This window comes from Alistipes sp. i18-0019-D1 (assembly GCF_042852885.1).
In the GTDB taxonomy this organism is placed as follows: Bacteria; Bacteroidota; Bacteroidia; order Bacteroidales; family Rikenellaceae; genus Alistipes.
The window spans coordinates 2,065,109-2,089,012 of record NZ_AP031424.1 but is presented as its reverse complement, the minus strand read 5'-3'; the positions used below and the strand labels follow the sequence as shown (position 1 = coordinate 2,089,012).

General features: G+C 50.7%; 22 protein-coding genes and 1 pseudogene. 2 read left to right on the top strand and 21 right to left on the bottom strand.

What is annotated here, in order from left to right:
• From ACGHP5_RS08630 to ACGHP5_RS08545, 18 genes and pseudogenes are all read right to left on the bottom strand, one after another.
• Positions 1-1,302, bottom strand: a complete 1,302-nt coding sequence (locus ACGHP5_RS08630; protein WP_337657168.1) for a hypothetical protein — start codon at positions 1,300-1,302, stop codon at positions 1-3.
• Positions 1,303-1,305: 3 nt separating this feature from the next.
• Positions 1,306-2,349 carry a glycosyltransferase family 2 protein gene (locus ACGHP5_RS08625; RefSeq protein WP_337772705.1) on the bottom strand — a complete coding sequence of 348 codons (1,044 nt, stop codon included), beginning with the start codon at positions 2,347-2,349 and terminating at the stop codon, positions 1,306-1,308.
• On the bottom strand, positions 2,346-3,407 hold the full coding sequence (locus ACGHP5_RS08620) for a glycosyltransferase (protein ID WP_337772703.1): 1,062 nt from the start codon (positions 3,405-3,407) through the stop codon (positions 2,346-2,348). Before ACGHP5_RS08620 ends, ACGHP5_RS08625 begins: the two co-directional genes overlap by 4 nt.
• A 7-nt stretch (positions 3,408-3,414) precedes the next feature.
• A pseudogene (locus ACGHP5_RS08615) lies at positions 3,415-4,333 on the bottom strand (glycosyltransferase family 2 protein).
• A gap of 96 nt (positions 4,334-4,429) precedes the next feature.
• Positions 4,430-5,617: a non-hydrolyzing UDP-N-acetylglucosamine 2-epimerase gene (wecB, locus tag ACGHP5_RS08610; RefSeq protein ID WP_337756650.1), complete on the bottom strand. Its 1,188-nt coding sequence runs from the start codon at positions 5,615-5,617 to the stop codon at positions 4,430-4,432.
• 10 nt (positions 5,618-5,627) lie between these two features.
• Positions 5,628-6,797 carry a capsular polysaccharide biosynthesis protein CapF gene (locus ACGHP5_RS08605; protein WP_337756649.1) on the bottom strand — a complete coding sequence of 390 codons (1,170 nt, stop codon included), beginning with the start codon at positions 6,795-6,797 and terminating at the stop codon, positions 5,628-5,630.
• Between the two features lie 109 nt (positions 6,798-6,906).
• Positions 6,907-7,980 (bottom strand): polysaccharide biosynthesis protein, encoded by a 1,074-nt coding sequence (locus ACGHP5_RS08600; RefSeq protein WP_337756647.1) that lies wholly within the window; start codon positions 7,978-7,980, stop codon positions 6,907-6,909.
• Positions 7,981-8,215: 235 nt separating this feature from the next.
• Positions 8,216-8,746: an acyltransferase gene (locus tag ACGHP5_RS08595; protein WP_337756646.1), complete on the bottom strand. Its 531-nt coding sequence runs from the start codon at positions 8,744-8,746 to the stop codon at positions 8,216-8,218.
• Positions 8,739-10,091, bottom strand: a complete 1,353-nt coding sequence (locus tag ACGHP5_RS08590) for a hypothetical protein (RefSeq protein WP_337756645.1) — start codon at positions 10,089-10,091, stop codon at positions 8,739-8,741. Before ACGHP5_RS08590 ends, ACGHP5_RS08595 begins: the two co-directional genes overlap by 8 nt.
• Before the next feature lie 12 nt (positions 10,092-10,103).
• Complete coding sequence (locus tag ACGHP5_RS08585; RefSeq protein WP_337772700.1) at positions 10,104-11,228, bottom strand: EpsG family protein; 1,125 nt, start codon at positions 11,226-11,228, stop codon at positions 10,104-10,106.
• A complete protein-coding gene (locus tag ACGHP5_RS08580) occupies positions 11,228-12,436 on the bottom strand; it encodes a glycosyltransferase (RefSeq protein WP_337772698.1) in 1,209 nt (402 codons plus the stop codon). Before ACGHP5_RS08580 ends, ACGHP5_RS08585 begins: the two co-directional genes overlap by 1 nt.
• A gap of 4 nt (positions 12,437-12,440) precedes the next feature.
• Positions 12,441-13,493 (bottom strand): glycosyltransferase, encoded by a 1,053-nt coding sequence (locus ACGHP5_RS08575; RefSeq protein ID WP_337756642.1) that lies wholly within the window; start codon positions 13,491-13,493, stop codon positions 12,441-12,443.
• 92 nt (positions 13,494-13,585) lie between these two features.
• Positions 13,586-14,854 carry a nucleotide sugar dehydrogenase gene (locus tag ACGHP5_RS08570; protein WP_390566234.1) on the bottom strand — a complete coding sequence of 423 codons (1,269 nt, stop codon included), beginning with the start codon at positions 14,852-14,854 and terminating at the stop codon, positions 13,586-13,588.
• Positions 14,855-14,879: 25 nt separating this feature from the next.
• Positions 14,880-15,854, bottom strand: coding sequence for an SDR family oxidoreductase (locus ACGHP5_RS08565; RefSeq protein ID WP_390568415.1), 975 nt, complete (start codon positions 15,852-15,854; stop codon positions 14,880-14,882).
• A 31-nt stretch (positions 15,855-15,885) separates the two neighbouring features.
• A complete protein-coding gene (locus tag ACGHP5_RS08560; protein WP_390566232.1) occupies positions 15,886-17,850 on the bottom strand; it encodes a polysaccharide biosynthesis protein in 1,965 nt (654 codons plus the stop codon).
• Positions 17,851-18,021: 171 nt separating this feature from the next.
• The gene (locus tag ACGHP5_RS08555) at positions 18,022-18,255 is read right to left on the bottom strand and encodes a hypothetical protein (protein WP_390566230.1); all 234 of its coding nucleotides are present in this window, start codon (positions 18,253-18,255) and stop codon (positions 18,022-18,024) included.
• Positions 18,256-18,437: 182 nt separating this feature from the next.
• Positions 18,438-18,977: a UpxY family transcription antiterminator gene (locus ACGHP5_RS08550; protein ID WP_337772689.1), complete on the bottom strand. Its 540-nt coding sequence runs from the start codon at positions 18,975-18,977 to the stop codon at positions 18,438-18,440.
• Positions 18,978-19,634: 657 nt separating this feature from the next.
• Complete coding sequence (locus tag ACGHP5_RS08545; protein ID WP_337772687.1) at positions 19,635-19,793, bottom strand: hypothetical protein; 159 nt, start codon at positions 19,791-19,793, stop codon at positions 19,635-19,637.
• Between the two features lie 163 nt (positions 19,794-19,956).
• Here ACGHP5_RS08545 and ACGHP5_RS08540 point away from each other — a divergent pair, with 163 nt between their 5' ends.
• The gene (locus ACGHP5_RS08540; RefSeq protein ID WP_367115705.1) at positions 19,957-20,070 is read left to right on the top strand and encodes a hypothetical protein; all 114 of its coding nucleotides are present in this window, start codon (positions 19,957-19,959) and stop codon (positions 20,068-20,070) included.
• A gap of 155 nt (positions 20,071-20,225) precedes the next feature.
• Here the strand turns inward: ACGHP5_RS08540 and ACGHP5_RS08535 are convergent, their stop codons facing one another.
• On the bottom strand, positions 20,226-20,621 hold the full coding sequence (locus ACGHP5_RS08535; protein ID WP_337772684.1) for a hypothetical protein: 396 nt from the start codon (positions 20,619-20,621) through the stop codon (positions 20,226-20,228).
• 672 nt (positions 20,622-21,293) lie between these two features.
• Here ACGHP5_RS08535 and ACGHP5_RS08530 point away from each other — a divergent pair.
• Positions 21,294-21,734 carry a plasmid recombination protein gene (locus ACGHP5_RS08530; RefSeq protein WP_337772682.1) on the top strand — a complete coding sequence of 147 codons (441 nt, stop codon included), beginning with the start codon at positions 21,294-21,296 and terminating at the stop codon, positions 21,732-21,734.
• 305 nt (positions 21,735-22,039) lie between these two features.
• Here ACGHP5_RS08530 and ACGHP5_RS08525 read toward each other — a convergent pair whose 3' ends face one another.
• Complete coding sequence (locus ACGHP5_RS08525) at positions 22,040-22,744, bottom strand: LytTR family DNA-binding domain-containing protein (protein ID WP_337772681.1); 705 nt, start codon at positions 22,742-22,744, stop codon at positions 22,040-22,042.
• A 1-nt stretch (position 22,745) separates the two neighbouring features.
• Positions 22,746-23,795, bottom strand: a complete 1,050-nt coding sequence (locus ACGHP5_RS08520) for a sensor histidine kinase (protein ID WP_276722595.1) — start codon at positions 23,793-23,795, stop codon at positions 22,746-22,748.
• Positions 23,796-23,904 lie beyond the last annotated feature (109 nt).

Sequence of the window (23,904 nt, the reverse complement as noted above, 5' to 3'; positions counted from 1 at the left end):
TTATCGAGTTTTGTTCGTTTGTTTCACGACATTGAGCAAATCGTTCTTCAATGCCTCTTGATGAATGCTTTTCCGGTGATTTTTTTCGCCGCACGTCCATGCTTTCTCTGCATAATCTGCCAAGATTACCGGCGAAGCGGCTATGGCGGTCAGTTTTCGGACAATTTCGTCATAGTTTTGAGCGACGATTCCCGAATCGTTATCGATGAAATAGCGGATTGAGGCGCAATCGTCTTTCCCCACGACGAAAATGGGTTTGCATTGTTGCAGATAGTCGACGATTTTTGTGGAAAATGAATGGGCTACATCCAGACGCTCTTTCAGCGACAAACCTTCGACATGTACCAAAATATCAGCTCGGCGTTGCAATTCCAAGACTTTTTCGAAACTTACTGCATCATGCAGTGTGGTTTCCGCCGTATTGAGTCTGGATCGCAGCTTTTCGGAGAGAACGGTCGACGTGTATATGTCGAATACGATTCGTTGTTCGTGCGCATTTACCTGCCTGAGCGCCTTTGCGATCAGACAGAGAGACGAATATCGTCCGCTTCCGAGATTGCCTGTATACAACATTCGGAGAGGAGCGTGTGGGCGGAAACCTGCCGGCTTGTTACTTTTATCGAACTCGGCGTATTTCGTCAATACCTTGAATTTGTCGCCGAACCGTTGTCGCAGATATTCTTTTTGATTTTCCGAAATGGTGTAAACAATATCGCATGCTGCGAATACTTTGCGCAATCGCCTGCGCATTATGAGACGGTCGATCCAGAATAACGGATTGAACGATATCTTGCGCAATGAATAATTGTCGTCGGAAATGTACCCGACCGCCGGAATACCGCATCTGTTCTTGATCCAGAAATTAATATCATGGATGTAATGCGAATAATAGATCGGAATGAATAACAGATCCGGTGCGAATGCGTCTACGAACTCTTTCAATTCACGGCTTTTCCACCTTCCGATTTTCCAAACGACAGTTCTCGCCCAGATCAGCAGGGGACCTTTGAACGGGCGTACCTTGTCGAAAACGCGAGCATCTTTCGCCTCGGCATTAGTTGCAGTCGTATCCGGGAGCCGTCTTTCGCCTGTGGGATATTTCGGATGGAGCAGGTTCCTTATCAGGGAACGTTCGGAAATCTGAAAGAAGGTTTTGACGATCGTACAGTCAGGCGTTCCGTGTTTCAAATAGACGTTCGCGATTTCGATCTGTTCGTGAATGCCGTCGAACAGGTTGGAATACGAATTTCCGAAATTGTTGTCATTTCTCCAGGGCGAATTGGATACGATTAAAATTTTCATGATTTAAATCCGGTTTTTCAAGCCGGCCCAATAACTTACCCTACATAGCATGGAATAGCATTTGTGACGCCACAACCATAACGAAAGACGCATATAGAATCGTTGGATGAAACCGTCGAAGTAAGGCAGTTGGATCGGATAGGCGATAGCAGCCTCGACCCGCGGATGGGCCAAATATTCGAGCGCTTTTTTCTTACGTGCTCCGTATTTTTTCGAAGGATCCAGCAAAACCTGGATCACATAAATCAGCACATTTCTGAATAAAAGGGATTCACGTTTGCCCGCTGCGTGTTGTCCGTATTTGACGGAATCGATTTTGCTGATGAAGCGGGCGACTTCATCGTCCATACGGATGATGGTGGAAAAGAAATCCTCGAAATAGGAGGAGGATATGCTGCCATTGCGTTTCAGGCAGAGCAAGGTGGGAGGGGGTAACATAGCCAATTTCTCCGCCCGGAGCATATAGTCCAGATTGAAGAAAAAGTCCTCCGATATGGTTTTGTCCGGGAATTCGATACCGTTGTCCCGGATGATCGAACTTTTATACAGCACGGCGGTCGCTCTTCGTGCCCGACCTTGCTGGATGATGATATTCAGCGCAAACAGGATCGGATCCTCTTCGAAATAGCGAGATTCGAAATGACGCGACAGGTGCCGCTGCTCCTTGTCTTCGTATACTTTGAAATAAGAATTGGGAATGACGCAATCCGCTCCGGTCGAAAGTGCCTCGGCCACCATCAGTTCGACGGTATTCGGCACGAGCCGGTCGTCCGAGTCCAAAAACAGGATATAGAATCCCGTAGCGGCCTGGATGCCTGCGTTGCGTGCGCTGCTTAAACCTCCGTTAGGCTTGTGGATCACCGAAACATGCGCGTATTTTTTTGCAAAATCATCGCATATTTCGGGTGATCCGTCGGGCGATCCGTCATCGACCAATATGATTTCGAGATTCCCGTAGGTCTGGTCAATGGCTGACCGGACCGATGCAGCGAGGTATTTTTCCGTCTTGTAGACCGGAATAACAATTGTTACCTTCGGATTATTCATAGATTGCGGCTTTTATTCATTATTTTTCGCATGGCGATGGAACTCAAGTAAAAACTCAATCTCAACCGGTATTTGGCCGTGAAGAAGAACATCTTCCAGTGAACCGGCAAATAACGTAGCGAGAAGCGGTCAAATGCCTTTTTATAGATCGGAATTCTGAAAATCCGCCTGACTTCGGCAAATCCGCGAAAAAAATCATGCATCCGATAGGCATTTCCGCCGATCGGAATCACGGAAAAACAGATGCGGTTGTAATAGGCTTCGTCCAATACCTTTTCCAAATTGTGCCTGGTAATGAATTTTTCGAGTTCGGCAAACTGATACTGCCACAGTTCAATCGTGAACGGACGATACGATGCCGTCTGGGATTCCGTGTTCGTCCGCACGTAGTAATACAGCGGTTTGTCGACATACACAGCCGAACGGCAACGATATACGTATTTGAGAATATAATCCAGACAATCGGAATAAATCACCTTGCGATCGATCCATTCGATATGGTTCTCTTTGACGATGTCCGTGCGGAACAGTTTTGCCGAACAGGTCAGCAACGAATCGATCTGTTCGGGGTGTTTCAGCGCTTTTCCCGTTAAACCGAGCACTTTTTTCAGAAGTACGTCGTGTATTGTCGCTTGCGTGAAAACGATATGGTCTTCGAAAAAAAGGTGTTTGATCCGTTCCCCATTGGCGCCTTTTTTATAATAGGCTCCCATGACCAGATCCGCCCGATGTTTTTCGGCCTCGCGAAGCATCGTCTCGCAAGCATCCGGCGTAAGATAGTCGTCGCTCTCCGCAAAAGTCAGCCAAGTAGTCGTGACGGCTTGGGTTCCGGTATTTCTCGCATCGCAAACACCTCCGTTTCGTTTGTGTATTACGCGGATTCTCGCATCTCTTTCCGCATATTCGTCGCAGATCCTCCCGGAGTTGTCCGTAGAGCCGTCGTCGACCAGTATGATCTCGATATCACGGTAAGTTTGATTAACGGCACTGTCGATACAGCGCCGAAGCGTTTTTTCGGCGTTGTAGATCGGTATGACTATACTTATTTCAGCTTTCATCGCGAGTTTATTTTTTTAACAAATCTTTGCATTTGCAAATGCTCAAATAATACGACTTGAAAGGAAAGAACAACGAAATAAGATTCATTGCCAGATTTTTCCAGCCGTATTTCAAGGATAATCGGCCCCACAACACGGGATAGGGGTAAAATCCGGTCGTTGTCAATTCGTTCAGTATGTGACTACGTTCCTCGGGAGCCGCATGCAAGGCGTCGAACAACACGTTTTGAATACTCCAATAAATCCGGTGTTTCAAATGGCTGCGCTCCGCCTCCGACAATCTGTCGCCGTATTCGTTCAGCGCCCGTTGATAGGTTGCGAGCATCGCCTGCATGCTTTTCAGATGCTTTACATGGCGATCTTTCGCCGTCGAATGGACAGCTGATCCGGGACGCTGACGATAGAAATAGAAACAATTGGACAGATTCCGGAAAACGCCTTTGAAGAAATGGAGCCAGAAGACCCACAATGTATCTTCGCCATAGGTGATCGAACGGTCGAACCGGATCTTGTGTCGAATGAGATAATCCCGAGAGACGATGTAATCGACTGCCGTGGATGCCCGTCGGCTATCCGTTGACTCCTGCAATTTGACAGCCATGAAAGCACTCTGCGGATGGGCATCAGCCCCGACTGCTACCTTCTCGATGCGTATGCCGTCGCTTCCTGTTTTGCGCAGAAAGGACCAAAGCGATTCCAGTATATCGTTACGGATGAAATCGTCCGAGTCGATGAACCAGATGTATTCGCCCCGTGCATGTTCCAATCCGTTATTCCGGGCTGCACTTACGCCCGCATTCTGCTGGTGGACAACGCAAATCCCCCCCCTCGAATCGGGCCAGAACGCGGGCAGAATCATCGGTCGAACCATCATTCACGCAGATGATTTCATAATCCCGACCGAGTGCCATGTTGTGTTGGTTCATACATGAATTCAGACAGTCGGCGAGGTATTCGGCCGTATTATAGACCGGAATTATCAGAGAAAATTTCATTCCGAAAAAATTAAAGATTGTTAAGCGTTATTCTTTTCTCCAAACCATTTTGTTAACGACGGAGGTGTAGGATTGAATAATCTTGACGACCTTCGTCGAGACGTTTTCATCCGTGTAATCCGGAACGGGAGTCCCGTAATTGCCCGCGTCATTCATTCCGAGCGCTGTATCCACCGCCTGCAAGAGCGACTTCGTGTCGATACCCGCCAGGATGAAACACCCCTTGTCCAACGCCTCGGGACGCTCCGTCGACGTGCGGATGCAGACCGCGGGAAACGGATGGCCCACCGACAGGAAGAACGAACTCTCCTCCGGAAGCGTCCCCGAGTCCGAAATCACCGCCGCAGCATTCATTTGCAGACAGTTGTAGTCATGAAAGCCCAGCGGTTCATGGCGGATTACCCGTCTGTCCAATTCAAAGCCCGACTGTTCCAGGCGTTTCTTCGAACGCGGGTGGCACGAGTAGAGAATCGGCATGTCATATTTCTCGGCCAGCGCATTGATCGCGTTGAACAGGCTCAAGAAATTCTTCTCCGTGTCGATATTCTCCTCGCGGTGGGCCGACAACAGCAGGTATCTGCCCTTTTCCAGCCCCAGCCGCCGGTGGATGTCCGAAGCCTCGATCTCCTTCAGATTCGCATGCAGCACCTCCGCCATCGGGGAGCCGGTAACATAGGTCCGCTCCTTCGGAAGCCCGTTTTCGGCAAGATAGCGTCGTGCATGTTCCGAATAACACATATTCACGTCCGAAATAATGTCCACGATCCGGCGGTTGGTCTCCTCCGGAAGGCATTCGTCCTTACAGCGGTTGCCGGCCTCCATATGGAAAATCGGAATATGAAGGCGTTTTGCGGCAATGGCCGACAGGCAGGAGTTCGTGTCGCCCAGAATCAGCAGCGCATCGGGATTGACAGCCTCCATTAACTTGTAGGAACAGTTGATGATATTACCGACCGTTGCCCCCAGATCGTCGCCTACGGCATTCATATATACCTCCGGGGCTTCCAAGTTCAGGTCTTTGAAGAAAATCCCGTTCAGATTATAGTCATAGTTCTGCCCCGTATGCGCCAGAACCGTATCGAAATACCGGCGGCATTTCGTGATGACCGCCGCCAGACGGATAATCTCCGGGCGTGTGCCTACGATGATCAGTAATTTGAGTTTGCCGTTATCCGCAAATTTTACGTCCGAATAGTCGAGTTTGATTGTATTCATTGGATTGCAGTTATTCTACCGGTTCGAAATAGGTATCGGGCTTTGCAGGGTCGAAACACTCATTGCACCACATGAAAGTAACCAGGTCTTCCGTATCGGAGAGGTTGACGATGTTGTGCGTATAGCCCGGGATCATCTCCACGACCCGAATCTTTTCGCCGCTTACTTCATAGTTGACCACCGGATAATCATTGCCCTGTTCGTCCTTGCCCACCTTGCGCAGCTGGATAAGCCCGTGCCCGTGCACTACCACGAATTTCTCGTTCTTCGTATGGTGCCAGTGCTGCCCCTTGGTGATGCCCGGTTTGGAGACGTTCACCGAGAACTGCCCCCGGTCGGCCGTGCGGAGAATCTCCGTGAAACTGCCCCGCGGGTCGACATTCATTTTCAAGTCGTAAGCGAATCTGTCAGACGGAAGGTACGAGAGGTACGTCGCGTAGAGTTTTTTCGCAAAGCCGTCTTTGGTTGTATCGGGGACCTCCAGCGTCTCGGGCATCCGCCGAAACGAGTGCAGCAGATCGACGATCGCACCCAAAGTAATCCGGTGCGATGTCGGAACAACGCAGAAATCCCCGTCACGGTGTTCGCCCCCCGTGAGCGCTCCGATCAGTTCGTCCACCACGTCGTCGATATAGACCAGATGCAGCTCCACCGACGGGTCGTTCACCGTGATCGGAAGGTCGTTCGCGATATTGTTGCAGAACGTAGCGACTGCCGAATTGTAATTCGGACGGCACCATTTGCCGAAAAGATTCGGAAAACGGTAAACCAATACTTTCGCGCCGGTCTCTTCGGCATAGTCGAACAGCAGTTGTTCGCCGGCACGCTTGGACTCGCCGTAGGGATTGTCCAGCGACGCCTGGATCGATGACGAGATCATCACAGGACATGTATTGCCGTGCTTCTTCAGCGTGTCGAGCAGCGTCGACGCGAAGCCGAAGTTGCCCTTCATAAACTCCGCAGGGTCCTGCGGACGATTGACACCCGCAAGATTGAAAACGAAGTCCGCATTCCTGCAGTACAGGTCCAGTTCTTCCGGCGTACTGCCCAGATCGTATTCATAGAGCGTAAGATCTCCTTCGACGGCATAGTTCTTCGCCTTGCCGTCACGGATATTACGCAGTTGGGAAAGAAGGTTCTTTCCTACGAAGCCCGAGGCTCCCGTAACCAATATGTTCATTTTGTGTGGGGCGGCCATAGCAAGAGGTGCGGGCCGCAAAGAAATGAGATGTGAGGATCGCAATCCGTTTTACGCCCGGAAGCAAGGCCTGTATTCTTATGCAGAGGGATTACTCCGAACGGATGTCACGCGGCTTGGCGCGGGCGATCAGGCCCAGGTCCTCGCGGACGAAGCGGAGCCGCAGCAGTTGCTCTTTCATGCCTTCGACATCCAGACGGCGCGTATTGTGCGAGTGGTAATCCTCGATCTTCGAGACATCCTCGCTGCCCTCGGTGAAGAACTTGTCGTAGTTCAGGTCGCGCGTATCGCACGGGATACGATAGTAATTGCCCATATCGATCGCCTTGGACATCTCCTCGCGCGTGACGAGCGTTTCGTAAAGCTTTTCGCCGTGCCGCGTGCCGATAACCTTCACCTCCGTCCCGCCGTATTTCGGGTCTACCTTCGCGTAGGTCTGTTTCAATGCCTCGGCAAGGGTCGAAAGCGTGGCGGCAGGAGCCTTCTGAACGAAAAGGTCTCCGTTATGTCCGTGCTGGAAGGCGTAGATCACAAGATCAACGGCATCGTCCAGCGTCATCATGAAGCGCGTCATGTTCGGGTCCGTGATCGTGATCGGTTTACCCTCCATCATCTGCTCCACCCACAACGGAATCACCGAGCCCCGGCTCGCCATCACGTTGCCGTAGCGCGTACAACAGATCGTCGTCGGTGCGCCCTCGCCCAGTTCGCGGCCCTTGGCGATGGCGACCTTCTCCATCAGCGCCTTCGAGATGCCCATCGCATTGATCGGATAGGCAGCCTTGTCCGTCGAGAGAACCACGACGTTCTTCACTCCGTGTTCGATGGCCGATTCGAGTACATTGCCCGTGCCGATTACGTTCGTGCGCGTAGCCTCCATCGGGAAGAACTCGCACGACGGAACCTGTTTCAGGGCCGCCGCTGCGAAAACATAGTCGACCCCGCGCATCGCGATATCAACGGACGACTTGTCGCGTACGTTGCCGATATAGAACTTCACTTTCGGGTTCTGCAACGCATGACGCATGTCATCCTGCTTCTTTTCATCCCGGCTGAAAATGCGGATCTCCTTGATGTCGCTATCCAGAAAGCGACGTAGCACGGCGTTCCCGAAACTCCCCGTGCCGCCTGTGATTAACAGGACTTTGTCTTGAAAAATGGACATAATTATGAATTTGTTATGTTTGATTGTTTATAGCCGTAGTGGCTCCCACGCCATTCCTTCCCGGATCGTGCGCGCGAAAATTCTCGCCGCCAACGAATTCGAAGCGATGCCGTGGATTACGACCGCATGCGAACCCACAACGGCTCCGTATGCTTTCCCGACGATTCGCACAGGTTGCATGAGACTGGGTTGTATGAGGTTAGAGCAATAATGGACGATAGTGTTTAGAAGCCGATTATCCCCTGTACTTTTTCACCGTAGCGGGAGTGCCGAAACATACGGCACCTTCCGGAATCTCGCCATTGACGAGCGATTGTGCTCCGATAACGGCGTGATCGTTGATCCGCGCTCCTTTCAACACCGTACATTGAGCTGCGATCCAGACATCGTTGCCGATGGATATACCCTCTGGGGCCGAATCCATCGGTTGTTCGCGGATCAGCCGGTCTTTGGCGATTCCGTGGTTGGAGTCGATGATGTAGCATTGACCGGCGATGGAGGTGTTATCTCCGATTTTCACTCCGTTCCGCGAATAAATGATCGTTCCTACGCCGATATCGACATGATCGCCAATCTCGATGTTGCGTCCCCAAAGATAGACGCCCGGGTAAAACGTCACATCTTTGCCAATGCGCACATCGGCGGCGTTGATGTGGATTTTGCCCAGGATCCGTGGGGGGGGGCAATTCGGAAAGCGCGCTTGGAAACAACGAACTCGCACATGGCGCAGAACGGTTTCTTTCAAACGGTAAAACAGATTAAACATGTTTCATTTCGTTTAATGCTTTTCTGATATAGAATGGCTGTGCGACACAATACGGAAGAAGTGCGACGATCGATATGTTAACTACGGTTATCCATGAGCCTCCGAGTTTCGCGACGAGAATGATTACGGCGATTTTGAAAATCACAGCGAAGGTATAGAACCAAGCTTGTACTTTCAGTTTTCCCAAACCCGCCACAATACTTGACTGAATCGCAATCCAGATAGACACGCAACTATATACGACAAAACAGAATGCATAGCAGTAATTTACAGCGATTGCGTTATCTTTCAGCCAGAACTCGATGATTGATCTTAAAAAGGGGAGCATCAGGAATTGGATGATGGCCGCTACGACGACAGCATAGTTGAGCATTCGGTAGAGCTTAATAATCCATTGGAACCGTTTCTCCGTAAATGCTTTTGTAATGGCCGACCAGACCGGAACCAACGCAAGAGTAACCAGACTTCCGATGATGGAGAACAGTTTCATGTATATCTGATATTCCACGACATAGGAAGGATCGAAAAAGTGGGAAATGAAAAATTCGTTCGTTGCAGAAATGACCATGTAAAGAATCTGGAGAATGAAAAACAGGAGTCCGAGAGTCAATATCTGCCGTGCATGTATTTTGGAAAAGAACGAAAACGAAGGAAAATAACCTTTTAACATCGTCCAAAACACACCGACGGTTGCAATCAGCGGCGGAATGTTGATTGACAATGCATGAACCCAGGCCAGAATGATGAAATTATGGCCGAGATCGCCCTTGGCCGCTGTGTAGAAATAGAGAAAGGCTACTTGCAGAAGCGAACCGATGAACGCAAGGAAATTGGGTAAGGCCGATTTTTGAAGGGCGTATAATACGGGATTTATCAGACGTAAAATGAATGAAAAAATGATGCCGACCAACGTTATGTTGACGCCCTGATGCAGGTCTGCCGGATCGATCACATGTTCGGAAACATTTAATATGCCGTTCCAGGAAACGACATGGCTCAACCCCAACACCAGTAACGAGAGTATCGCTACGAATGCGCCGAACATGATGTAGGCTGACGAGATATACGCTTTGGCGTTATCCCGATCGTTTCGGGCCAGCGCCGTTGTCAGATGGTTCCTGAGACCATTGCCGATGCCGAGGTCGAAAACCAGAATCCAGGATAATACCGTATGCATCGTAAACCAAACACCCAGCAGGATGTTGTTCTCGAAATAGTTCAAGTACAACGGCATTGAAATCAACGACAGCAGCATCGTTCCTCCTTTTACGGCGAACGTGCCGACAATATTGTATATCAAGGATCTGTTGTGGTCGAATTTACGGTATAAATCTGTAAGGACCATTGGCGTTTCGTCTTATAGATAATTGCTGTTAAGCTGCATCTGTTCCCACATGAAAGCGTAATCCACATTTCGCATTATGATCACCGAGACGAAAAGAACCATAAGGACTACTATCGCGACGATGCGTGTTTGATAATCACGGAACAAATTATTGATTACATAGGGTAAAAAAACCAGGATGAATATGGAGAAATATTGTACGATGCGCATCAGACTCGAATCGATCCAAGTCAAAGGGGTAAAAATAATGGCTATCGAGATCGCATTGTAGATTATCGGCATATCGCTATCCCGTTGTTTGGCATTGCGCAACGCGATCCAACCTAAAATGCCGCAACCCAATAGGAAAATGGAAAAATCGACTGCTCCGGTCGGATTCGCATCCGAAAGTGCATAGCCCATATAGTTGTCCTGTGCGGAGAGTAAGGCCATGATCCCGGCAACGGAGCGTCCGAACACAAACATGACCGGAAATATGACGAAGGACGCCGCTAACAATTGTCTGGGCCGATTCAGACGTGCGATGAAATAAAACGGATAAAAGAGCAGTACGGACTTATGAATGAACGCAGCGCAGATAATCAGCAGCGTATATTGCCATAGCTTGCGCTGTCGGATGAAGTGCAACCCCCAAAAGGTAAATGCCGTAGCCAAAGTCTGCCGTAAACCCGTGATGGAGAAGAAACTGTAAAACAAGACCTCGTAAATAGCAATTGCAACAAAAACATCGCTTATGTACTTTGTCTGTGTGTAGATAAAATATCCTAACGATGAAAAGAATATCACAGCGACAAAAAACAGGAAAATGCGATATTCTCCGCTAAAGAATTGAAAAACCTTTTGAATCAACGGATAACCGGCATCCTTGCCTTCGCCCAGGACATACACGCTGCGGAAATTCTCCCAGATTTCCTGCCAGCTTGTCAGCTTTATTTCCTCGAACTTCAGATAGTAGGCATAGGTATCCGCTCCGACTGCTACATGACGCAAGGCCGACTGGAGAATCAGGATGATACAGATAAAGATGATATAATTCTTTCGGTTCCGGTTTTCCCGAATTGGTGTGGCAGCCGGAAGCAACGAGTAATACCACGCGCCCAGCAATGCCAGCATCAGAACCAGCAGCTGTATTTCCATTAGCTGATCATTTGTTCGTAGATTTCAAGATATCGGCCTGTGTTTTCGGCATAATCGTAATTCGTCCGTACATGCTCGATGAGTTTCTCCCGGTGTGCGGGTGTGATTGATTCGACCCGGGGCAACAGGGCGACTATGGCATCCACGTCGTGCGGAGCGACTGCAAATCCGTATTCCGCCGCAATCTCCGGACAGGCAGTCGAGTCGAAGACGATCGGGGGCGTACCGCAGGCCATTGCTTCGGCAATCACTTTTCCGAAAGTGTCCTCGACAGAGAGATGCACATAGGCTGTCGCCAGCGAATAGACGGCCGAAAGATCCCCAGGATCAGCTATGTATGGGATATGGCAAATCGGCGGTGCGATGGTTGTACCGCGATTGACTGATCCGACCAACAGCAGCCTGTAGTCGGACGGTAGTTTGGAAGCCAGATTGACGGCATCCCAGTATTTGGACGAGTGTTCGTTCCATCCGGCGCTTATGCTGACCAGAAATTTGCAACCTCCGGGCAACCGGTATTTCCGGCAAAAGGTCTCATCGGGAACGACACGCCGGAACCGGGTGGAATCCACCCAGTTGTAGATACGGCTTACGGGCCATTTCCCGAGAAACGACTCTTCGGCTTCCTGTTTCAGCCATTGTGAAACGGCTACAACTTGCAGACGGGCGAGCGATGTGAACCAGTTCCGCTTGTCACGAAACAAACGGGCCGAACGGTCGAAAAAAAGCGTCGGCGGATATTTTCTGTACTGGGGACAAGCTTCGCACTGCGTTTTCCATTTGTAGCATCCCGCAGCCGTGTAGTGCGAGCACTTGCCCGTAAAAGCCCAGCAGTCGTGAAGGGTCAATACGACGGGAATCCGGCTTTGCCGCAAATAGTCGAACAGAAGGGGCAGGTTCAGGTAATTGCCGTGCAGGTTGCCCAGATGGACGACATCGGGAGCCAACTCGCGCATCCATGCGATCAGCTTTTTCGTCCCGCGGTAAGTACCGTAACCCTGCATGCCGAGCAGACGCGAGCAGACCAGATTGTGTAAATGGTTCTCCCATCTGCCGCCGATCTTGAAACTCCGGTGATAAGCCGTGTCGCCCTGACCGTAGGCAATGTAATACGCGTGCCCCCTTTTCTCGCATTCGGCGGCGATATCGGCAGCGATCGATCCGGTACTGCCGAGTCCGCAAACCGTGTTGATATGGAGTATTTTCATAGGATTAATTCAGCAGCGAAGCAATATCTCGTTTGAATTCTTCATCGAGCCGCTTGATCACCTCCCTGTTATCGTCGGCAGCACTTTCAGCCGCAGACACGACGGCTTCGGCTATATGTTGAGGAGTCTGTTCCGTGTAATAATGGATCTCGGCGCCTATTGCGGAGTGCTCGATGGCTTCTATCCGTATGGATACCACTTGCAGTCCGTTGGACATGTACGAGAGTATTTTCGAGGGAAAGGATGTTGCATTGAAAGCGGCCAACGGGTCTTGGGTGCTCAAGCCGATATGGCATTTTTGCAAAAAACGGATGTAGTCGGTCCCTTTCAGCAATCCTTCGAATGTTACTTTCGCCGTCGAGCGGCTGGCCGTTTGCTCGATTATGCGTCTGATTTGTGCAGTATCCTTTTCGTTGCCGAATCCAAGTATATGAACATGATAATTTCCCGGAAGGAATTCCGCTGCGGCAGCAGCAGCCGCTCCTCCTTTGCGGATGTCGAATGTACCGGCATACACGACGTGAACCGTTCCGTCGTCAGGCCGGACCGCGATCTGCGGTTCCACACGATAGGTTCCGTAGATGACTACGCAGGGTTTGCGTGCGACGTTGATTTTCTCGTTCAGCAGCTCTGTCGAAAAGATATAACCGTCAGCAATCCGAAAGGTTCGGTATTCCCAGAGACGCAGCATGTGCGGAACGGGACTGACATCCTGATAAATCTCCTCGACTTCGAGGAGCAGCCGGAATTTGCGGATTCGTTTGGCGAGCAGAATGATGTTGTAATATCCTAACGAATGGTAAACGATTACCGGTTCGTTTCTTCGGGTGCGGAAAAGCAGATAACAGAGTAGAGCGAGCGAATGCCAGAGATTTCGGACAATTCGCAACAGTTTATTCCGACCGCCGAACGAGGCGAAAAAATGCACCTTGAATCTGGGATTGCGGATTTTCGTCTCCGCGCCGTGAAACCGGAATTCCGGTTCCGCAGAACCCGATGCCGAAACGAGTTCAACATCGTATCCGATTTCATTGAGCGCCGATACGATATATTCCATCTTGTTCGTCGCGGAAACCACATAGTTGCGCGACACATCCGAATCTTGAAAATCGAAATAGCCAATGTATTTTATTCGCTTCCGCCGTTCCATTACAGTCTACCGTCGATCATTTCGCGAGGACAGTTGCCCTTTACGTCGTAAACTACATGCTCCGAAGCGAGCACCCCGGTCAGATCGAACGCATTGAACATGTCGTGCGCCACTGCGGCCACGACCGCCTCGAACCGTTTGCCTTCGGGCAGAAGATTGGTAACTTCGATACCGTATTCGCGCTTTACGATTTCGGGCGACGCCCAGGGGTCGTAGACCGTGATACAAACGCTGTACTCGCGCAGCGCGCGGTAAATGTCGATCACTTTTGTATTTCTCACATCGGGGCAGTTTTCCTTGAAGGTGAAACCGAGGATAAGAATGTGCGAACCAAGCACCTGAATTCCCTTCTTCAACATCAACTTAATCACCTGCTGGGCGACGTACTCTCCCATTCCGTCGTTCATGCGCCGTCCGGCAAGGATAATCTCCGGGTTATAGCCGTAGCGCTGTGCGCATTGCGCCAGATAATAGGGGTCCACACCGATGCAGTGTCCGCCTACCAATCCCGGCTTGAACGGCAGGAAATTCCATTTCGTCGAAGCGGCTTCCAACACATCCTGCGTGTCGATTCCCATGCGGGTAAAGATCTTCGACAACTCGTTTACGAAAGCGATATTGATATCCCGCTGCGAGTTTTCGATCACCTTTGCCGCTTCGGCGACCTTGATCGTCGGGGCCAGATGCGTACCGGCCGTAATGACCGAAGCATACACTTCATTCACAAATTGCCCGATTTCGGGTGTAGAACCTGACGTCACCTTTTTGATTTTTTCAACTGTATGTTCCTTGTCGCCCGGATTGATGCGCTCCGGAGAATAACCGGCAAAAAAGTCTTCGTTGAATTTCAGCCCGGAGACCTTTTCAACCACCGGAATGCACTCATCCTCCGTAACCCCCGGATAGACGGTCGATTCGTAAACCACGACATCGCCTTTCGAAATCACCTTCCCGACCGTCGTACTTGCCCCGTAGAGGGGTGTCAGGTCCGGATTGTTGTTCTCATCGACAGGAGTGGGAACCGCTACCACGTAGAAATTGCAATCTCGGATATCTTCAATATTCGACGTACAAACAAAACCGTTTCGGATTGCGGACCGGAGCAGATCATCCGAAACCTCCAGCGTGGCGTCATGACCTGCCATCAGCGCTTCAACACGCTTCTGATTCATATCGAAACCAACGGTTTTATACTTCGTGGAGAAAAGGCGAGCCAATGGCAAGCCCACATAACCGAGCCCGATTACGCAAATCTTTACTTCTTTCATTGTTCTATGTTGGGTTTATTTTATTTTACAGATTTTCACGATACCATTTGACAGCCTCTTTCAGACCGTCCCGTAAAGAATACTGTGGATTATATCCCAACAATTTGCGCGCTTTATCTATCGATGCGAGCGAATGCGGAATATCACCAGCTCGGTTAGGACCATGCGTGGGTTCGAGTTGCGCTATGGCAGAATCGTATTCCGAGAGAAATTCTTTCAAGTAGCCGACCAATTGGTTCAGTGTGGTACGATCGCCATAAGCCGTATTGTAGATTTGATTTACAGCTTCGGGATTCGTTGTCTCCATAGCCCGGATATTCATCTGGATCACATTGTCGACATACGTGAAATCCCGGGAATATTCACCGTCGCCGTTGATGTTGGGCGCTTCGTGGTTGAGGAACTTCTTGACGAAGAGCGGAATGACCGCAGCATAAGCGCCATTGGGGTCCTGCCGACGACCGAACACGTTGAAATAGCGCAGGCCTATGTATTCGAACCCTTCGTAGGTGCGGGCGAACACATCAGCATAAAGTTCATCCACGTATTTGGTTATCGCATACGGAGAAAGCGGTTTGCCGATCACATCCTCCACTTTAGGCAGACTCTTCGAATCGCCGTAGGTCGACGAAGAGGCCGCAAATACGAACCGGCGCACTCCGGCGTCGCGTGCGGCCACGATCATGTTCAAAAAGCCGCTAATGTTGACTTCATTCGTGGTGACAGGGTCTTTGATGGAACGCGGCACAGAACCCAAAGCCGCTTCATGTAATACATATTCGACCCCTTCCACGGCTTTACGACAATCTTCAATCTTGCGGATGTCGCCGACGATCAATTTGAAACGGTCAGGGTAGTTTTCGATCAGCGGAATGAGATTTTCCATGTGCCCTGTGGCGAAATTGTCCAGGCAAACCACATGGTCGCCCCTTTGCAGCAATGCTTCGCACAGATTGGAGCCGATGAAACCGGCTCCGCCGGTAACTAATACTTTATTCATAATGATGTTTCGAATCGTTTCCGATTTATTTTCATTGAGCTTCGATCCGCACCTCTTCGCGGTCGTATATTTCATATTTGGAATTCTTCGACTTAAACTCGGGCACCGTCCTCTTCATGAGCCGTATCATATCGGGGATACAGACCGAACGGGAGAGGCTTTCCAGTTCCTCGGCCACCCCGCAAGCCTCCCGGTAATCATACTCCCGCACCTTGGCAATACGTATCCGGTCATGCGTCGTCGGAAGCGTGTTCTCCTTGTTCGACAACACCTCCTCGTAGAGTTTCTCTCCCGGACGCAAACCCGTATATTCGATCCTGATGTCTTCGTCCGGCTCGAAGCCCGCCAGCGAGATCATCCGACGGGCCAGGTGCGCGATCTTCACCGATTCGCCCATGTCGAAGACGAAGATCTGGTTCCCCGTCGACATCGTAGCTGCCTCCATAACCAGCCGGCAGGCCTCCGGGATCGTCATGAAGAAGCGCGTAATATCCGGGTGCGTAACCGTCACCGGACCGCCCTTGGCGATCTGCTCCCTGAAACGCGGAATGACGCTTCCGTTAGAACCAAGCACATTCCCGAAGCGCGTCGTAACGAAACGTGTCTTCCCCTGCGTATGTCCCTGCTCGATCGACAGACCCAGCGACTGCACATAGATTTCCGCAAGGCGTTTCGTGCAACCCATGATATTTGTCGGGTTCACCGCCTTGTCCGTCGAGATCATCACCATCTTCTCCACGTCGTATTCGATACACTTGTCCACCACGTTGCGCGTCCCGGCGACATTTACCAGCACCGCCTCGCAGGGATTCTCCTCCATCAGAGGTACATGCTTATAAGCCGCGGCATGGAACACCACCTGCGGATGGTACGTCCGGAACACGAAGTCCAGCCGGGCCGGAATCCGCACGTCGCCGATAACGGGGATGAATTTCAAATTCGGATAGCGTTCTTCCAGTTCCAGGCGCAGGTTGTGCATCGGGGTCTCACCATTATCATACAGAATAAGTTCCCGGATACCGAACGTTGCCAGCTGGCGGCATAGTTCCGAGCCGATAGATCCCGCGGCTCCCGTAACGAGAATCGTCTTGTCCTTGAAGTTGGCGACGATCTCCTCCATCGAGATCTTGATTTCGGGGCGGCCCAGCAGGTCTTCGATCTTGATCTCCCGGATCGACTGCTTCATGATCTTGCCGTCGATGACTTCGTCGATCGGAGGGGCGATCAGGATCTTCACCGATTTCTCCGTACAGTACTTGATCAGCCGTTCCTGTTCCGACTGTGCGTCGTCGTTCGTGGCGAAAAGTACGGCATCGATATCGACACGGTCCCGCAGATATTCGATGCTGCTTTCGTCCTCGAAGTAGTACACCGGACGGTCGGCGATCGTATGGTTTTTTAACAACTTGCCATAGGTCAGAAACCCGATGACCCGGTAATGGGGCGAGTTCTGGAGACGCGTAACGAGCGAGACTGATTTGTCCCCCGTCCCGTAGACCAGAACCTGACGGCAGTTCGCACGGCGCGTGCGGTTGAGTTTCAGCAGGTCGTAAAGGATGATCATCCCCAGACGAAGGGCCAGCAAAAGGAAAAGCGTGACCAGCACATCCAGCATGAACCCCAGGGCGATAGCCGTCTGGGGAGGAAGCGGAGACTGCGGAAGCAACTGCACATAGACGAACATCAGCACGTCCTTCAGCAGAACCGCGGCGCCCAGTTTCCAGACTTCACGAAGGGTCGTGTGGCGGATGACGCTCCGGAACGTACGGAACAGAATGAACGAGATGACGCTCAGCAAGCACGAACCTGCCAGAAGATACACGCCGTACCAGACCGTGAAAACAGGATGCGGAAAAAGACCCCGGACCAAAAGGTAGGCAACAAACGTCGAAAAAACAGATACTACGGTATCGATGGCCAAAATCAACCACGACGAAAAATACCGCGACGAAAGGTATTTCTCAATCCCGAAACGGGTCATAAAGACATAAAACATGTGGAGGCGAAGTTAAATCCGGACAGTTGCTAATTACAGTGACGCGTATATGTGATGTTTCCAGAAATTATGGTGGAAGATGCGTCCCGACTGCAATACGGGACTTTATTCGTTGCCGATAAATGGCGACAACGGCTTCGGAGCTAATCCCTTCAGGTAGAAAATCGGAACTTATTTGACGTTCGCCCGCATCTGTTGTTGGGCTTCGTCGGAGATTCGACCACAAAGATCGTCTATCGCTATGCTGCGGCAAAGCAGCGCTTCGGCGCTGTTCTTCGGCATCCTTTGCGCTTCCAGCAATTGGGCAATATCGTTCAGATATTTACGATTCCCGGGATCATTGACGGCACTTTGCTGAATTGCGTCGTATATTAAAATATAGTAGCGAATTTCATCGGCAGTCAATTCCGCCGTTCGGCAGAATTGCAGCTGGCGGCTTATGCAATAATAGGAATAGCTTTCTGAATGATCGTATCGTGACGACTGTCAAGCAGCATATAGGAGTTCATGCCCATCAGAATGATGCGTTGCAATGCCTCCTCTGCACGAATCCCTTTCCATTCGCCGTTTTCATGCAGCGGAAATGCTTACTCTATTTTTTCCAGGCAGCAGGGCGGAATGAATGAGGTTGCCACCATACATACGCCTTTGAGAGATACCGTCAGGCGCCTGTTGTGCTTGATACGTTTGATATATCCTTCGGCTCCCTTGAAAAGTCCGTCGATTACCCGGACCCGTTCGCCTACCTGATATTCCGGACAATCATCAGCAAAAAACTCCAGCCCCTTATCCCCGGCCGATGTAACCAGTATGAACATATTCATTTCATGATCGGAGATCGCGGCCGGCTGGCGTTTTTTATTCTCGTCGAAATACGTATAAACCATTATCCGCCCTCGGAGAGCAGTCTGCAATTCATTTGCATATTGCTCCGTGGAGCGGAAAAACATCAATGAAGGGATAATCGTTTGGCGCTCGGTTTTCCGAATGCCGTTGGAGACGACATTGATCGTCTGGCAGGGAATGTAACTCTCCTTAAGATCTTTCTTGAGCAGTTCTTCTATTTCGAAGACTCTATTGAAAAAAACCTTGAGGGCATACCAATGTACCGAAGCGTCGCCTGCCATCGTTTACGTATGGGCATTCTTTGTATTCCTCCGCATCCGGTATTTTCGTCCCGCGACACGAAGCACTTATAGGTTATAGGCTTGATATTCAATTTGATTATTGTATCGCGCCCAACCGGTATTAATCCAAATACTCGGTTGTAAACCTGTCTGCAGATACGGGTTCTTTGTAAGAAACCGCACTTTTACTACACAAAAGTATGGAATATTGTTTAAACGACCAAACTATTCCGTTTAAATCTTATGCTAAAAAATCCCCCCCCCCTCCGAAAAACAGCCTCTAAATTAAGTATTTATATCAATTTCAAAACATTAATATTGCCCGAATGGGCAATAATGCGCTCTTTCTGTTGCATTTCTTCTTGCAAAGAAAAATACCTGAAATCTTGAGTTCTCAAAAATATTTTGCAGGGGATGTTGGTTTATTAGGCAGATAGACAGCGCTTTGGCGGTTGCTGTTGGTTTCTTGCACAGAAACGGTTCTATTCAAAACCGAACAGTTTTACGATTGATCTCCATCTTTGCAACCATTCCACCGCTTGTTTTGCCGGTTTCAGAGTCTTGATATTAAGGCCCCCTCAATTCACGTGCGTGCTATTCCAAGATGGCAATCTGATGTGAAATTGCAGTATTGATAGCTTTCACAACCTGATATAGTCATTTTCCGGCGTTCGGAATTAGAAATAAAAAATCGTTTAGGCGTACAACGGACTGCATCTGCGAAGATTTGTGTTGAGTGACGATGAACTCTTCGTTGAAGAACCTTTTGACGACAAACAGGCTGCGGTTATGCTCCAGTCCGACCTTACAAAGCAACTCGTCGAAGCGAATATTTGCTCTTCATTAAGCCGGCAAAAATATTTGTGGCGCCGAATGTGTTCGGTCGCAAGTCCGAGCAGTTTATTTCCTCCGATCCCGCACAACTGAAGCTGGACTTTGAAGGCGTTGAGCAATTGAAGGAAGCGCGGGAGTATGCCGCTTGTGGGAGATCGATTCCATACGATGGCTGACGGACGTATTTACCCGAATTCAGGCCTGCTCCGTAAAACAACTCGAAGAGCTCTTGCCGCACAAGTGGACACCGCAGGCTTAAAAAGCCTGTTTTAGAAAATCCGGGAACCCGGAATATTAAAATCGGGGGGGGGGCGTGGCCAGAAGCGCCGGAAACAATGCGTTACCGCACAAACCGACCTTGCCCATAAAACAGGCGTCTTACGCCTGCCCCCCTCCTGCAATGAGTTGCGTCACTCATTTCTTGTCTTTCGGATACGAATGAAGGTGTTCGATCAGTTTATCGGCAGTTACAGGACCTTCATTGCGACGGGCCGATTCTACAGCAAGGGCGCTCTGCGCTGCAAGATGTTGCAGATAGCGCGCCGATTCTGTTCCTGGCAGTGCTTTGCGTGTGGTGACATAGATCAGCAACAGGTACCTCAAATCCCCGGGCAGTTCATATCCGGCCAGCGAACCGGCCGGATAGTGCAGATAATTGCGGAAGGTCTCTTCGCCAATACCGCACAGCCGACGTACAAGCTGACTATAAGCGCGAATATGGCTCCGTTTTGCATTCCCCGCTTCGTAGAACAGAGAATCGACCCACTGAACCAAAGCGGCACGGTACAGGTAGTACTTAAGCCGGCTCATGGCAAAAGAAGGGGTTGGTGTTAGCCGGACCATGAGTTCTCATACGAGGATAGATCGGACATATAGTCCCGCAGTTCCGAACGCGTGGATAACCGCCGGTAACGATAAGGAAGGGGACGAGAAGCATGCCTAAAATCAAATTCCTGTAAATCTCGGCTGCTCGACTCCAAATAAATGATGCTGCAGGTAGTTTCGTCGTAAATTCCCTATAAACTGTTCCCGGAAGGCCATAATAAGAACGCTGTCGGGTGAAAGGAATAAATTGCCCGGGGACCAGGGGCGGAGGAGTGATTCGGTTTCTGCTGTTCATTTCTTTTACACTTTTTTTGATGGTATCTTAAAAAGTGCGCGAAACCGGACTGTCGTATTGATGAATCAACCGAGACCAAATCGGAACAGCATAATATAAAACAATCAGGAATCGCGCATTTTGCTACGCGTTCCCAACTGCTTGTCTGCTGTTTAGGGTATTTGGTCTTTTTGATTCGACAAACAGCGCAACCAATCCTTTATTAAATGATCAGTTGCATATTTCTATAACAAATTTAGCTGTTTTTTCTTTTATTACAAACTTTACAACCATTTATTTTATTCTAGTATGTACTTTTTCGGATATTTACGAAAGAATCAAGTCGGGCGTTGCGTGTCATGCTCTCCGGAAGCCCCGAAGACATGAAATATATCCGGCAGGCTGGACAACCGGACGCATGGTGCAGAGATTCCGGCGGCTGGTTGCAAAAGACTTTCGAAAAAGAAAATGGCGTGTCGGCCGTCCTGCACCTGAACGAAAAAACGCCCCATATTCACGCGACCGTCGTGCCCATCGTCCGGGGAGAGCGGCGGAAGGCCAAGTTAGAGCGGGCAAAGAACACCCAAAACGGAAAGAGAACCTACCGCACCAAGAAAGACCGCCCGCGCCTGTGCGCCGACGATGTGATGGCAAGGGAGAAGCTCAAAGAACTGCGACAAACGCTGACGGTCTACTGCCGCTTTGCAGGCGAAACGGGATGCCCGATGCGAGATAAAGACCATGCAGGCAAGGCACGGGAAAGAACCCACCGTCCTGAAACTGGAAGCCCGACAGATCGTGAAAGCCTTGATGCGTGTCAATGATCTGTGCCCCTATGTAAAGGGGTTGTTGAAATGGGAAAACTATTGCAAGAACGAAGGAGGGCGAGATCGTTATTTACGATGCAGTCTTACCGATATACAGGAGAACTGCATTCAATAAAATACAACCAGACGTTCAAAGCCGACGAGACAGTCCTGCAATTCAAACCCGACAAAGACGGGCTGAGCGGATTTCGGTTCACCATAAACGGAGACGATGACGTGCGGTTCAAACAGCAACGGAAGGAGTTTTACGAACGTCTGGGAATCAATATCGAACCGGGCCAAAAGCAGGGCATGAAACTTCATTAACGATCTCTGTCATTCATCCTTTCGATGAAATCGGCATAGAATGCCCGTCCGATCGGCAGCGCCGTATCGGAGCCATTAAGCATAAGGCCCGTGCGGGTATAGGAGGCGACACGGCGCAAGGGCACGACAAACGATTTGTGAATGCGGACAAAGGTGTCGGGCAATAGTTCCAGCAGGTTCCGAAGGCTCATCTGCGGGAGCGCCGGACGTGCGTTGCGCAGGTGGATGCGGACATAGTTGTCCATCGCCTCGATATAGACGATCTCCGAGAGGGGAATTTTCACATTCCGGTATTCGACCTTGACCGTAATCGTCTCTTCCTCCGTGGCGGACCGCTGCGAGAGTTCCCGAAGCGCCTGCAACTGCCGGGCCTTTTCGACTGCGCGGCAGAAGCGCGGATAGGAAAAGGGCTTGTGCAGGAAATCCACGGCGTCGAGGTCGTACCCGTCCACGGCATATTGCGCATAGGCTGTCGTGAAGACCAGAAAGGTTCCTTTCGGAATTTCGCGGGCCAGCTCCACGCCGCTGATCTCCCCCATCCGAATGTCCAGAAACAACAGGTCGGGCGCGGCGCGCAGCACCTCGTGCATTCCGACGACGGGATCGGAATAGGTTTTCAATTCCATGCCGCCCATTCGTTCGCAATAACGGGTAAGGACACTCAATGCGACGGGTTCGTCGTCGATGGCGATGCAGTTCATTTCAATGCAGTTTAAGATCGAGCGTTACGCGGTATTCGTCCGCTTGTTCCCGGATTTCGAGTGTATAGCGGCCGGGATAAAGCAGGTCGAGCCGCTTGCGGCAGTTGACGATGCCGAAGCCGCTCTTCTCGGCGGACGGACGCACGACGACCGGATTGCGGGTCGTAAAATGCAGCCAATCGCCGTCGAGGGCCAAACCGATGAAAATATCGCTCCGCACATGGGACGACACGCCGTATTTAAGTGCGTTCTCCACGAACGTGATGAGGATCATCGGGGCGATCGCGGCATCGGGACGCTCATTGCGTTTCTCGACCGAAAAATGGACATGCGTGCGGTCGTTCATGCGGTTTTTCTGCAACTCGATATACTGGCGGATGTAGTCGATCTCGGCCCGGAGAGGAACCTTATCCTTTTCGGCGTTGGTGTACATGTATTTGGTCAGGTCCATGAACTGCATGAACGCCGTCTCGGCCCGTGACACGTCGGTCAGCATCAGCCCGTAGAGGGTGTTCAGCGTATTGAACAGGAAATGGGGGTTGATCTGGACTTTGTAAAGAGCCAGCTCCGCCTTCCGTCGTTCGTGCTCCGCGGCCTGCCGTTCGACGATCTGGCGGTAAAGCTCGGCAAGCGTGCCCACGGCGAAACTGAATGCCGCGACGACGACATAAAGGAACCACACGGCCCGCTGATGGAGAATCATCAGACCCCCACGGGGCGTCATTTCGGGAGCATAAGGCCGGGGCCGCATCCGGGGCATGGCCTGCTGGGGAATCTCGAAGCGGTAGCGGGAAATAAGCCACGTCACAACGAGAGTGACGGCGATAACGGCAATGGCCGCGACAATCTGCCGACGGCCGCGGAACATGCGCGGAACGGCATAATAGCGGTATGCGAAATAGACGACGTAAAGCCACCCCACGAACAATACGACGAACGGCGCGTTGCTCGCGGCCCAGCGACTGACCGGCAGCAGCCAGATCATGAAAGGCACCAGGACGAGGCAGAAAGCCAGGTCGATCACAAGGGGCAGACGGTTGTTCGTGCGCATTTCGGTTATCGGTTCATCCGTGGACAAAGATAGCAAGATTCGGGCATTCGTGAAAATTCCCGGCAGGTCGTTCGCCCCCGTTTTCGTGCCGTTCGCCACTACATTCCGG

Excerpts from the sequence above, each read along its gene's own strand:
- ACGHP5_RS08630 (WP_337657168.1), bottom strand. The coding sequence starts at position 1,302 with ATGAAAATTTTAATCGTATCCAATTCGCCCTGGAGAAATGACAACAAT.
- ACGHP5_RS08625 (WP_337772705.1), bottom strand. The coding sequence starts at position 2,349 with ATGAATAATCCGAAGGTAACAATTGTTATTCCGGTCTACAAGACGGAA.
- ACGHP5_RS08620 (WP_337772703.1), bottom strand. The coding sequence starts at position 3,407 with ATGAAAGCTGAAATAAGTATAGTCATACCGATCTACAACGCCGAAAAA.
- wecB (WP_337756650.1), bottom strand. The coding sequence starts at position 5,617 with ATGAATACAATCAAACTCGACTATTCGGACGTAAAATTTGCGGATAAC.
- ACGHP5_RS08605 (WP_337756649.1), bottom strand. The coding sequence starts at position 6,797 with ATGAACATATTGGTTACGGGAGCCTCGGGCTTCGTAGGAAAGAACCTT.
- ACGHP5_RS08600 (WP_337756647.1), bottom strand. The coding sequence starts at position 7,980 with ATGTCCATTTTTCAAGACAAAGTCCTGTTAATCACAGGCGGCACGGGG.
- ACGHP5_RS08595 (WP_337756646.1), bottom strand. The coding sequence starts at position 8,746 with ATGTTTAATCTGTTTTACCGTTTGAAAGAAACCGTTCTGCGCCATGTG.
- ACGHP5_RS08590 (WP_337756645.1), bottom strand. The coding sequence starts at position 10,091 with ATGGTCCTTACAGATTTATACCGTAAATTCGACCACAACAGATCCTTG.
- ACGHP5_RS08585 (WP_337772700.1), bottom strand. The coding sequence starts at position 11,228 with ATGGAAATACAGCTGCTGGTTCTGATGCTGGCATTGCTGGGCGCGTGG.
- ACGHP5_RS08580 (WP_337772698.1), bottom strand. The coding sequence starts at position 12,436 with ATGAAAATACTCCATATCAACACGGTTTGCGGACTCGGCAGTACCGGA.
- ACGHP5_RS08575 (WP_337756642.1), bottom strand. The coding sequence starts at position 13,493 with ATGGAATATATCGTATCGGCGCTCAATGAAATCGGATACGATGTTGAA.
- ACGHP5_RS08570 (WP_390566234.1), bottom strand. The coding sequence starts at position 14,854 with ATGAAAGAAGTAAAGATTTGCGTAATCGGGCTCGGTTATGTGGGCTTG.
- ACGHP5_RS08565 (WP_390568415.1), bottom strand. The coding sequence starts at position 15,854 with ATGAATAAAGTATTAGTTACCGGCGGAGCCGGTTTCATCGGCTCCAAT.
- ACGHP5_RS08560 (WP_390566232.1), bottom strand. The coding sequence starts at position 17,850 with ATGTTTTATGTCTTTATGACCCGTTTCGGGATTGAGAAATACCTTTCG.
- ACGHP5_RS08550 (WP_337772689.1), bottom strand. The coding sequence starts at position 18,977 with ATGGCAGGCGACGCTTCGGTACATTGGTATGCCCTCAAGGTTTTTTTC.
- ACGHP5_RS08535 (WP_337772684.1), bottom strand. The coding sequence starts at position 20,621 with ATGAGCCGGCTTAAGTACTACCTGTACCGTGCCGCTTTGGTTCAGTGG.
- ACGHP5_RS08530 (WP_337772682.1), top strand. The coding sequence starts at position 21,294 with ATGAAATATATCCGGCAGGCTGGACAACCGGACGCATGGTGCAGAGAT.
- ACGHP5_RS08525 (WP_337772681.1), bottom strand. The coding sequence starts at position 22,744 with ATGAACTGCATCGCCATCGACGACGAACCCGTCGCATTGAGTGTCCTT.
- ACGHP5_RS08520 (WP_276722595.1), bottom strand. The coding sequence starts at position 23,795 with ATGCGCACGAACAACCGTCTGCCCCTTGTGATCGACCTGGCTTTCTGC.